Origin of the sequence: Streptomyces sp. NRRL F-6492 (assembly GCF_001280125.1) — a bacterium.
Classification (GTDB): domain Bacteria; phylum Actinomycetota; class Actinomycetes; order Streptomycetales; family Streptomycetaceae; genus Streptomyces.
This window is the reverse complement of the sequence record NZ_LGEG01000041.1, coordinates 1-11,768: the sequence shown is the minus strand read 5'-3', so window position 1 is coordinate 11,768 and position 11,768 is coordinate 1. Positions and strand designations below refer to the sequence as shown.

Here is an 11,768-nt window from a genome sequence, read left to right as displayed (position 1 = left end):
GCGTGCTGCGCCTGCGTCGCCCGCTCACTCGGACCCGCCAGCGCCCGCTCACGCAGGACGTGCAGCTCGGCCACACGGCCACGGGCATCGGCGGGCTCGGCTCGATCGGACTGCGACATCTCTCAACTGCTCCTCTTCGATGGGGATATGGCGGACGCGTCCGGAGGTGAGGAAACGGCCGGGAGGGCGATCGCGGTGAGCACGAGGCCCTGCCGGACCGCCCAGTTGCCGCTGAAGCCGGTGAGCCGCCGTCCGTCCGGGGTCACCGGGCCGGGGACCAGCAGCCGGGCGTGGAACGTGCGGGCCTCCGCGTCGACGGTGATCAGGGCGTCCTCGAACTCCAGCCAGCGCCCGGTGATCGGGAACCAGGCCTTGTAGACGCTCTCCTTGGCGCTGAAGACGAGCCGGTCCCAGTTCACCCCGGGGTGCCGGGCGGCCATGCGCGACAGCCAGTGCCGTTCCTCCGGGACGGTGACCAGTTCCAGCGTTCCGGTGCTGGGGAGCGGCCGGTTGGGCTCCGCGTCGATGCCGAGGGCCGTCACGTCCCCGGCGCGCGCGACCGCCGCCGCCCGGTAGCCCGCGCAGTGCGTCATGCTGCCCACGACTCCCCCGGGCCAGCCGGGCGCGCCGCGCGGGCCGGGCAGTATCGGGGCGGGCGGCACGCCGAGCCGGGCGAGCGCCTCGCGGGCGCAGCCCCGTACGGTCGTGAACTCCTTGCGGCGCTCGGCCGTGCTTCCGGCCACGAGCGCCTTCTCCTGCTCGTACAGGACCGACTCCGGCAGGTCGCCGAAGGCCTCTTCGACCGCGACGGACGCGGGCAGCAGTTCCTCGATCACGGGCCCTCCGTCCCCGTCGCGGTTCCCGCCGCCGGGAGGATGCGGACCGGGCGGCCCGGCGGGGTGGTGCGCCGGCGCCACTCCCGGGGATAGCCGAGCGACACCTCCTCGAACGGAACTCCGTCCAGCGTGAGGGTGCGGGGAATGTGCAGGTGTCCGTAGACGACCGCCGCCGCGTGGAACCTGCGGTGCCAGTCCGCGGTCGCCTCGGTGCCGCACCACAGCGCGAACTCGGGGTGCCACAGCACCTCGGTGGGCTTGCGGACCAGCGGGAAGTGGTTGACCAGCACCGTCCGGGTGCCGGGCGGCAGCGCGGCCAGCCGGGCCTCGGTGAGCGCGAGCCGGGCCCTGCACCAGTCCTCGCGGCTGGGGTACGGGTCGGGGTGGAGCAGGAACTCGTCGGTGCACACCACGCCGGCCTCCTCCGCGCGGGCGAGCGCGACCTCCTTGGAGGTCACCCCGGGCGGCCGGAAGGTGTAGTCGTACAGCAGGAACAGCGGGGCGATCGTGACCGGCCCGCCCTCGCCCTCCCAGACGGGGTACGGGTCCTCGGGGGTGACGACGCCGAGCGAGCGGCACAGCTCCACCAGGTGCCGGTAGCGCCGTTCGCCGCGCAGCTGCACGGGGTCCTCCCGGGGCGTCCACAGCTCGTGGTTCCCCGGCGCCCAGACGACTTTGGCGAACCGGTCGGCGAGCAGCGTCAGCGCCCACTCGATCTCTTCCACGATCTCGCCGACGTCGCCCGCGACGAGCAGCCAGTCCCGGTCCGACTCGGGCCTGAGCCCCTCCACGATCCGCCGGTTCTCGGCGTAGTGGATGTGGAGGTCGCTCAGGGCCACCAGGGAGCCGGACCGGGCCGGCCGCCCGGTGGGGGGTGGCGCGGCACCGCGCGTCTCGTATGCCATGGCGGGTCTTCGTCACCCCGCCACGGGGAGCGGGGAGGCGGGGAGTGCGGCGATCCGCTCCCGGAGGGCGGCGAGGACGGCGGCCTGCTCCTGCACGAGGTAGAAGTGGCCGCCGGGCAGGACCGCCAGGGCGAAGTCGGCGGTGGTGTGCCGTTCCCAGCCGCGGACCTCGTCGACGTCCACCCGGGGGTCGCTGTCGCCGACGAGGGCGAGGACGGGGCAGTCGAGCGGAGCGGTGCCGTCGGCGAGGCGGTAGGTCTCGACGGCACGGTAGTCGCCGCGGATCGCGGGCAGGATCATGCGCAGGATCTCGTCGTCGCCCAGGAGCCCGGCGTCGGTGCCGCTGAGGTCCTTGAGCTCCGCCACCAGACCGTCGTCGGACCGCCGGTGCACCGCGTCGTCGCGGTACAGGTGCGGGGCGCGGCGGCCGGAGACGACCAGGGAGGCCGGCCCGGCCCCGCGGGCCCGGAGGCGGTGGGCGACCTCGAAGGCCACCAACGCGCCCATGCTGTGCCCGAAGAGGACGATCGGGCGGTCGTCGGCGCGGGCCGCCAGGTCGTCCGCGATCCGGTCGGCCAGCTCGCCGATGTCCGTGACGACCGGTTCGGTCCGGCGGTCCTGGCGCCCGGGGTACTGGGCGACGAAGACGTCGGCGCCGGGCGCGAGGGCCCGGGAGACGGGGAAGTAGAAGCTGGCCGAGCCTCCGGCGTGCGGGAAGCACACGAGCCGGACGGCGGCGTCCGGTGCCGGATGGAAGTTCCGTATCCAGAGGTCTTCGGTCTGTGCGGTCATGGGTTCCTCAGGGCCTTTCACACGGTTCGGCGGACGCGCTCGCGCGGAGCGCCGCGGGCTTCACGCCTTGCGGAAGACGTCCTTCACGGCGATCTTTCCGTCGCGGATGGTGAAGATGTCGACGGCGCGGTCGAGTACCTTTCCCTCGGGGGAATTGACGGTGAATTCGAGGACGACCTTGTCGGCGACCTCGATCGGTTCACCGTATTCCAGCGTGATGCCCTTGGCCTCGTATTCCTTGCGGAGGCCGATGATCTTCCCGAGGAATCCGGGGATCTCGTCCCGGGAGTACGTCGTGCCCGGCTCCGGGCCCTCCGCCATGATCCAGCGGCCGTCGTCGGCGAAGCAGTCCGACGCGGCCTCGATGTCGTCCCGCAGACCGGCCTCGAAGAACCGGTTCACGACGTCCTTGCCAGCACCCATTCCGATACACCTCTCCTTGTTGTCGTACTCGTTGCTTTCGGTCGTCCGGTCAGCTCAGGCGGACCGGCAGTTTCTCCAGGCCGCGGAACTGGGCCGTGTAACGCCATTCCAGGGATTCCGGATCGACGGCCAGTTCCCACGTCGGAAAGCGTTCCAGCAGCTTCCGGAAGACGATCTCGCCCTCCAGGCGCGCGAGCGGCGCCCCGAGGCAGTGGTGGACGCCGTGCCCGAACGACAGATGGGCGTGGGCGCCGGACCGGGTCACGTCCAGCCGGTTCGGCTCGGCGAACCGGGCCGGGTCGCGGTTCGCCGACATCAGGGCGATGAAGACGATCTCGTTCTCCGGGATGGTGACCCCACCGACCTCCACCGGGCCGGTGGTGAAGCGGATCGTCGACACGTTGAGCGGGCTCTCGTACCGCAGGAACTCCTCGACCGCGCCCGGCACCAGCGTGGTGTCGGCGCGCAGCACGTCCCGCTGTCCGGGGTGGGTGAGCAGGGCGAGGACACCGCTGCTGATCATGTTCGCGGTCGTCTCGTACCCGGCGTTCATCACCAGGAAGACCGTCGACATCAGCTCCGTGTCGGTGAGGCGGACGCCGTCGTCGTCCGCCTCGATGAGCGCGGAGATCATGTCGTCGCCCGGGGCGGCGCGCTTCTCCTGGATGAGCTGCGCGAGGTACGCGAACGCCTGCCCGATCGCCTTCTGCTTCTCCTCGGCGGAGATGTCGACGCTCGCCAGCGCCCCGCTCCAGGTCTTGAAGTCGTCGAACCGCTCCTCGGGGACGCCGAGGAGGTTGCCGATCACGTAGATGGGCAGGGCGAGGGCGATGTCGTCGACGAGGTCGAACTCCCGGCCGGGGCGGACGCCGTCGAGGAGCGCGTCCGTCGTGCGCTCGATCCAGGGGCGCATCTTCTCCACGCGGCGCATGGTGAAGGCCCTGCCGATGAGCTTGCGCAGCCGGGTGTGCTCGGGCGGGTCGCTGAACAACATGCTGCGGGGGTGCTCCGGTGCGGAGTACTCCGGGTCGAGCGACCGGGCGTTCACGATCGCCGGCAGGTTCACCGCGTCCTTCGAGAGCCGCGGATCGGCGAGCAGGGCGCGGCCGTTGTCGTAGTCGGTGACCACCCACGCGTCGAGTTCGGTGGCGAGGGTCTTCACGACGTGCCGGCCCACGACGCCGGACTCCCGCAGCTTCTCGTACGTGGAGTAGGGGTCCTGGACGAAGCTCCAGCTCAGCAGGTCGGCGCCGGACGACGAGGTCGACAAGAGAGGGTCCTTTCGGTGGGGGCTCGTGTTCATGAGTGGTCGGCCAGCCAGTCGTCGAGGGCCTTGGCGGTCGTCGGGGCGCATTCCTCGACGACGGAGAGATGGCTGCCGGGCGTCACCACCTCGGTGTGCGGCAGCGGCCAGCCGGCCCGTGCGCTCGCGAGCGGCGTCGTGCCGGGATCCAGCAGGAAGTCCGCCGCCCGCACGACGAGGGTCGGCGTCGCCGTGCGGCCCGGGGTCCAGTCCTCGAACAGGGTCAGGTACCGGCCCATCGCCATCAGTTTCGCGTCGTCCACCGTCCCGACCACCTCCGGCCGGTCGGCCAGCTCGCGGAACAGCGTGCTCTGGAGTTCGGCGGTCTCCCGGTCCCCGGGCAGGTACGTGTCGAGCAGTACGAGCCCCGAGGGCGCCGGGCCGCCGTCCGCCTCCAGGGCCCGGGTCACGGCGTGCGCGAGCCAGCCGCCGGAGGAGTAGCCGACGAGCACGTACGGCCGTCCGCCGGTGGCGCGGCGCACCGCGTCGACCTGCGCGCGCACGGCGTCCGCCGGGGTGTCGGGCAGCCGCGCCGGGCCGTCCTCGTAACCGGGGAGCGTCAGGGCCCGTACGCCGCGCCGGCCCCGGAACTCGGCGCCGAGCCGCGCGTACTGCAACGGGCTGGCGGGAGCGACGAAGGACGGCAGGCACAGCAACTCCGGTACGGTCCGGTCTCCTTCGCCTTCGCCTTCGGAGAACCGGACGGGTTCGCGCGGGACGCCCGCGACGGAGCCGGGGGCGGCGCCGTCGTGCAGGCGCGACGCGGCGGCGAGGAACCGCAGCCCCTCGGCGGCCCGGCCCGCCAGGCAGGCCCGGCGGAACATCTCCACGAGCGGGGCGTCGACCGGTGCCGGAGCGGTGCCGGTACGGGCCTCCGGAGCCTTTACGGCTGTCCCGTCGGCCAGGTGGGCCGCCAGCGCCTCCACGCTCGGGTGGTCGAAGACGTCGGCGGCGCTCAGCCGCAGGCCGGACGCCGCACGGAGGCGGTCGCGCAGCTCGGCGGCCGTGATGGAGTTGAAGCCGAGCTCCGTGAACGTCTGCCGGTCGCCGAGCGTGTCCCGCTCGGTGTGCCCGAGCACGGCGGCCGCCTCCACGCGGACCAGCTCTTGGAGGGCGACGAGCCGCTCGGGACCGGGGAGTTCCCCGAACTCCGGCCGCGCCGCCTCTTCGACCGTGCTCTCCCTGTCCTTACGCCGCCCGTCCGACGTGACGTCGGGCCAGTAGCGCCGACGCTGGAAGGCGTAGGTGGGCAGGTCGACGGGGCGGGCGCCGGAGCCTTCGTAGTACGCCTTCCAGTCGACGGAGGCGCCGTTGACGAAGAGGCGGGCGAGGGCAGTGACGAGCTGCTGGGCTTCGGGACGGCCCTTGCGGAGGGCGGGGACGCCTCCGGCCAGGACGGACAGGACGGCGTCGGGGCCGAGTTCGAGGAGGTTTTCGACGCCCTGGGCCTCGACGGTGCGGACCGCGTCGGCGAAACGGACCGGGCGGCGGACGTGCTGCACCCAGTAGTCGACCGACTGGAGTTCCTCGGCCGTGGCCGCCTGGCCGGTGACGGTGGAGACGATCGGGATGCGAGGCGCGCTGAACGACAGCCCGGCCACCACGGCACGGAAGTCGTCCAGCATCGGCTCCATCAGCGGCGAGTGGAACGCGTGGCTCACCGTGAGTTGCTTGAACTTCACGCCCAAGGACTGCGCGATCTCCAGGACATCGGCCTCGGCGCCTGCGATGACGACGGATTCGGGGCCGTTGACGGCGGCGATACCGACGGTCGCTTCGCGGCCCGCCAGCAGCGGCAGAACCGTCTCCTCCGAAGCCTGCACGGCCACCATCGCGCCACCGGCGGGAAGCGCCTGCATCAGACGACCACGGGCCGACACCAGCGTGCAGGCGTCCTCCAGGGACAGCACCCCCGCCACGTGCGCGGCGGCGATCTCACCGATCGAGTGCCCGGTCAGCACCTCCGGCTTCACACCCCAGGACTCGATCAGACGGTAAAGGGCGACTTCCAGGGCGAAGAGGGCCGGCTGCGTGTTCCCAGTCTCGTCCAGACCCTCACCCGAGAAGATGATCTCGCGGAGGCCTTCGTCCAGGTGCGACAGGACCTCGTCGAAGGCCTTGGCGAAGGTGGGGAAGGACTCGTACAGCTCCTTGCCCATCCCGGCCCGCTGAGCCCCCTGACCCGTGAACATCACACCGACACGACCGGCCCCGGCCACACCCTCGACCGTCTCGTCCCCGACGATCACCGCCCGGTGCTCGAACACCGACCGGGACGACACCAGCGACGCACCCACATCCACCGGACGGGCATCCGCCCCGGCAACGCACGCACGGACCCGCTCGATCTGGTCCCGCAGCGCCCCAGCCGTACGACCGGAGATCACCCACGGCACCACCACCGGAGCCGTACCCTCCTCCAGTACCGCCTCGGGCTCCGGCGCCTGCTCCAGTACGACGTGCGCGTTCGTCCCGCTGATGCCGAAGGCGGAGATGCCCGCCCGGCGCGGGTGGTCCGTCTCCGGCCACGCGCGCGCCTCCGTGAGCAGTTCGACGCCGCCCCTCGACCAGTCGACCTCGGGGGAGCGCTCCTCGGCGTGGAGGGTCTTCGGCAGGACGCCGTGGCGCATGGCCTCGACCATCTTGATGACGCCCGCGACGCCGGCCGCCGCTTGGGTGTGGCCCAGGTTGGACTTCACCGAGCCGAGCCAGAGGGGCCGTCCGTCGGGGCGTTCCTTGCCGTAGGTGGCGAGCAGGGCGTCCGCCTCGATCGGGTCGCCCAGGGGGGTGCCGGTGCCGTGGGCCTCGACGGCGTCGACGTCGGCCGGGGTGAGGCGGGCGTTCTCCAACGCCTGGCGGATGACCCGGCGCTGGGAGGGGCCGTTGGGGGCGGTGAGGCCGTTGGAGGCGCCGTCCTGGTTGACCGCCGAGCCCCGAACGACCGCGAGGACCTGGTGGCCGTTGCGGCGCGCATCGGACAGGCGCTCCACGAGCACCATGCCGACGCCCTCGCCCCAGCCCACCCCGTCCGCGTCGGCGGAGAACGCCTTGCAGCGGCCGTCCGGGGCGAGTCCGCGCTGCCGGCTGAACTCGATGTAGCCGGACGGCGTCGACATGACGGTCACACCGGCCGCGAGCGCCATCGAGCACTCCCCCGCCCGCAGCGCCTGCACGGCCAGGTGCAGGGCGACGAGGGACGACGAGCAGGCCGTGTCGAGGGTGACGGCGGGGCCGGTCAGGCCCAGGGTGTAGGAGATCCGGCCGGAGGCGACGCTGGCCGCGTTGCCGGTGATCAGGAGCCCTTCGACCTCCTTGGGCGGATCGGTGAGCAGCAGCGGGTAGTCCTGCCCGTTGCCGCCGACGAACACGCCGGTCCTGCTCCCGTGCAGCGACACCGGGTCGATGCCGGCCCGTTCGACGGTCTCCCAGGCGACTTCGAGGAGCAGCCGCTGCTGGGGGTCCATCGCCAGGGCCTCGCGCGGCGAGACGCGGAAGAAGGGGGCGTCGAACTCGTCCCCGTCGTACAGGAACCCGCCTTCGCGGGCGTACGCGGTGCCGGAGGCGGCCGGGTCCGGGTCGTACAGGTCCTCGGGCCAGCCGCGGTCTTCGGGAAGGGGGCCGATCGCGTCCGTGCCGTCGGCGACGAGCCGCCACAGGTCCTCGGGCGAGGCCACGCCGCCGGGGAAGCGGCAGGCCATGCCGACGATGGCGACCGGTTCGAGGGAGGCGGCGATCAGCTGCTGGTTCTGCTGCCGCAGCCGCTCCACCTCCTTCAGGGAGGAGCGGAGCGCGGCGACGAACTGTTCGTTGGAAGACGTGCTCATCATGACCTCTCCGTGCCGGTCGCCAGCAGCAGCAGGCTCTCGGCGTCCATGTCGTCGATCGCTCCGATCGCGTCGACCGCTCCGGTCCCGTCGCCCGCGTCGCCCGGTCCGGCGGCACCGGCGCCGCCCGTGGCGCCGGCCGGTGTCGCGGCGGGGTCGGAGGCGGGGGCGGCCAGGCCGAGCAGGGCGTCGAGCAGGCCGGCCCGGCGGATCCGGTCGAGCGGGATGGACGTCAGCACCTCGCGCAGTCGCCTGTCCTGCGGGTCGTCGGTGTCGTCGCCCGCCGCCCTGCCGCCACCGCCGCCGAGCTGAGGCAGGAGCTCCGTCCGCAGGTGCGCGGCGACCGCGGCCGGGGTGGGGTGGTCGAAGACCAGGGCGGCGGGGAGCCGCAGTCCGGTGGCGGCGTTGAGGCGGTTGCGCAGTTCGATGGAGGTCAGGGAGTCGAAGCCGAGGTCCTTGAACGCGCGGTCCGCGGCGACGCCGTCCGTGCTCGCGTGGCCGAGGACGCGGGCCACCTGGGCGCGTACGAGCGCGGTCAGTTCGCGTTCCTGGTCCCCGGCGGGCAGTCCGGCGAGCCGTCGGGTCAGCGAATCCGCGCCTTCCCGGTCGGTGCCGTCCGCCGCGCTGCGCCGGCCGGTCGCCGGTACGAGGGCGCGCAGGACGGCGGGCAGTTCGTCGGTACGGCGCCGGGAGAGCACCGCCGTGTCGAACGGCGCCGGTACGAGCAGCGGGCGCCCCTCGTGGCCGGTGACGGCGGCGTCGAACAGCGCGAGGCCCTGCTCCGGCGCGAGCGGCACGACGCCGCTGCGGCGCAGGCGGGTGAGGTCGGCCTCGTCCAGCTCGCCCGCCAGTCCCGCGGCGGCTCCGCCCCAGGCTCCCCACGCGAGGGACAGGGCGGGCAGGCCCCGGGCGGTGCGGTGCTCGGCGAGCGCGTCCAGGAAGGCGTTGGCCGCCGCGTAGTTGCCCTGGCCCGCGCCGCCGAGGAGCCCGGACACCGAGGAGTAGAGCACGAAGGCGCGCAGGTCCGGGGCGAGTTCGCGCGTCAGCTCGTGGAGGTTCCAGGCCGCGTCGACCTTGGGGCGCAGGACGGCGTCCAGCCGGTCCGGGGTGAGCGAGGCCAGAACGCCGTCGTCGGTCACGCCGGCGGTGTGCACGACGGCGGTGACCGGGTGTCCGGCCGGAACGCCGGTGAGCAGCGCGGCCAGCGCGTCGCGGTCGGCCGCGTCGCAGGCCGCCACCGTGACGGCGGCGCCCAGGCCGGTCAGCTCGGTCGCGAGCTCTTCGGCGCCGGGGGCGGCGGGGCCGCGCCGGCTGGTCAGGAGCAGGTGGCGCACGCCGTGCTCGGTGACCAGGTGGCGGGCGAGCAGACCGCCCAGGGCGCCGGTCGCGCCGGTGATCAGGACCGTGCCGTCGGGGTCGAAGGGGGACGGCTGGTCGGGTACGGGTGCGGTCGCGGCGCTTCCGGAGGTCGTGCGCACGAGGCGCGGGACGAGTATTTCGCCTCCGCTCACGGCGAGTTGGGGCTCGCCGGTGGCGACGGCCGCCGCCAGGACGTCGTGCGGCTGCTCCGCGTCGGTGTCGATCAGGACGAAGCGGCCGGGGTTCTCCGTCTGGGCGGTCCGCAGCAGGCCCCGTGTGGCAGCTGCCGCGGGGCCGCCCCGTACGACGGCGACGAGCTTCGACTCGGCGAACCGGTCGCCGGCCAGCCAGCCCTGGACCAGCCGCAACGCCTGGTGCGCCGCGTGCCGGACGGCATCGGGCGTGCCGGGCGTGTCGGACGGCTCGGATGCCGGGGGGTACGTGAGGGGGGCGAGGACGACCGGCGGCGGGGTCGCGACGGTGCCGTCCTCCAGGGCCCGGGCCAGCGCGGCCAGGCCCTCGGCGGGCTCGGCGTCCGTCTCCAGCGTGAACCAGCCGGAAGGTACGGCCGGAGCGGAAGGTGTTGCCTGTGTGGTCGGTGTGGTCGGGGCGGGCAGCCAGTCCAGCCGGAAGAGCCCCCGGCCGGACCGGAGCCGCGTGTCGGCCACGTCCTCGGCACGTACGGTCTGCCAGGTCAGGCGGTCGACGGAGGCGACGGGCGCGCCCGTGCCGTCGGCGACGCAGACGGCCGGGGTGCCGCTGTCGGCGGCCCCCGCCAGCCGCACCCGCAGGACGGACGCGCCCGTCGCGTACAGGCTCAGACCGGACCAGGTGTGCGGGACCGTCACGTCGCCCTCGGCGCTCGCGCCGGCCGCCCCCGTGAGGAGGGCGGCCTGCACGACGGCGTCGAGGAGCGCGGGGTGGAGGGCGAACCGGTCGGCCTCGGTGCGCCGTTCGTCGTCCAGAGCGACTTCGGCGTACACCTCGCCGTCGCGCCGCCACACCTTGCGCAGGCCCTGGAAGGCGGGGCCGTAGCCGTGCCCCTGCTCCTGGAGCCGCGCATACGCGTCCTCGACGTCGACCTCGGTCGCCCCCGCCGGGGGCCACGCGGACAGGTCTTCGGCGGTGGGGACGGAGCCGGTGCCGAGGGTGCCGGTGGCGTGCCGGGTCCAGGCCCGGTCCTCGCCGTCGGGGCGCGCGTAGACGGCGAAGTCGCTTCCTGTGACAGTGACTTGGAGCTGCACGGCCCCGTCTTCGGGGAGGACCAGCGGCGCGTCGAGCGTCAGCTCCTCGACCGTGTCGCGGCCGACGTGGTCACCGGCCCGGACGGCCAGCTCGACCAGGGCGGAGGCGGGCAGGACCGCCGAGCCCAGGACGGTGTGGTCCGCGAGCCACGGGTGCGTACGGAGCGACAACCGGCCCGTGAGGACCACCCCGTCTCCCCCGGCCAGCTCGACGGCCGCCCCCAGGAGCGGGTGGCCGGCCGGGGCCAGCCCGGCGGCCGCGACGTCACCGGCGTCGGGGGCGGTGACCAGCCAGTAGTGCTCGTGCTGGAAGGCGTAGGTGGGGAGGTCGACGGGGCGGGCGCCGGAGCCCTCGTAGTACGCCTTCCAGTCGACGGACGCGCCGTTGACGAAGAGGTGGGCCAAGGCGGTGACGAGCTGCTGGGGCTCGGGGCGGCCCTTGCGGAGAGCCGGAATGCCGTTGGCCAGGGCCGACAGGACGCCGTCCGGGCCGAGTTCGAGCAGAAGCTCGACACCCCGTTGCTCCACGGTGTTGACGGCGTCGGCGAAGCGGACCGGGCGGCGAACGTGCTCCACCCAGTACTCGACCGACTGGAGTTCCTCGGCCGTGGCCGCCTGGCCGGTGACGGTGGAGACGATCGGGATACGGGGCTTGCTGAACGAGAGCCCGGCCACGACCTTGCGGAAGTCTTCCAGCATCGGGTCCATCAGCGGCGAGTGGAAGGCGTGGCTAACGGTGAGCTGCTTGAACTTCACGCCCAACGCCTGGGCGATCTCCAGCACGACCGCCTCGACACCCGCGATGACGACGGACTCGGGCCCGTTGACGGCAGCGATACCGGCTTCGGACTCACGCCCGGCCAGCAGCGGCAGGACCGTCTCCTCCGAAGCCTGGACGGCGATCATCGCGCCACCGGCGGGGAGCGCCTGCATCAGACGACCACGAGCCGACACCAGCGTGCAGGCGTCCTCCAGGGACAACACCCCCGCCACATGCGCGGCGGCAATCTCACCGATCGAGTGCCCGGTCAGGATCTCGGGCTTCACGCCCCAGGACTCGATCAGGCGGTAGAGAGCGACTT

General features: G+C 73.3%; 6 protein-coding genes and 1 pseudogene. All 7 read right to left on the bottom strand.

The window, feature by feature from the left end; all coding sequences use genetic code 11:
• Nucleotides 1–122: 122 nt before the first annotated feature.
• Nucleotides 123–836: a 4'-phosphopantetheinyl transferase family protein gene (locus ADL08_RS06000; RefSeq protein ID WP_053641002.1), complete on the bottom strand. Its 714-nt coding sequence runs from the start codon at nucleotides 834–836 to the stop codon at nucleotides 123–125.
• The gene (locus tag ADL08_RS05995; RefSeq protein ID WP_053641001.1) at nucleotides 833–1,741 is read right to left on the bottom strand and encodes a metallophosphoesterase family protein; all 909 of its coding nucleotides are present in this window, start codon (nucleotides 1,739–1,741) and stop codon (nucleotides 833–835) included. The genes ADL08_RS06000 and ADL08_RS05995 overlap by 4 nt, the downstream gene beginning before the upstream one ends.
• Nucleotides 1,742–1,753: 12 nt before the next feature.
• On the bottom strand, nucleotides 1,754–2,533 hold the full coding sequence (locus ADL08_RS05990; RefSeq protein ID WP_053641000.1) for a thioesterase II family protein: 780 nt from the start codon (nucleotides 2,531–2,533) through the stop codon (nucleotides 1,754–1,756).
• Nucleotides 2,534–2,593: 60 nt separating this feature from the next.
• Complete coding sequence (locus ADL08_RS05985) at nucleotides 2,594–2,956, bottom strand: nuclear transport factor 2 family protein (RefSeq protein ID WP_053640999.1); 363 nt, start codon at nucleotides 2,954–2,956, stop codon at nucleotides 2,594–2,596.
• Nucleotides 2,957–3,005: 49 nt separating this feature from the next.
• Nucleotides 3,006–4,226, bottom strand: coding sequence for a cytochrome P450 family protein (locus tag ADL08_RS05980; RefSeq protein WP_234352012.1), 1,221 nt, complete (start codon nucleotides 4,224–4,226; stop codon nucleotides 3,006–3,008).
• Between the two features lie 29 nt (nucleotides 4,227–4,255).
• A pseudogene (locus ADL08_RS05975) lies at nucleotides 4,256–8,047 on the bottom strand (type I polyketide synthase); the annotation flags it as partial.
• Nucleotides 8,048–8,082: 35 nt separating this feature from the next.
• On the bottom strand, nucleotides 8,083–11,768 hold a 3,686-nt coding region (locus ADL08_RS05970), incomplete at its 5' end, for an SDR family NAD(P)-dependent oxidoreductase (protein WP_159048492.1).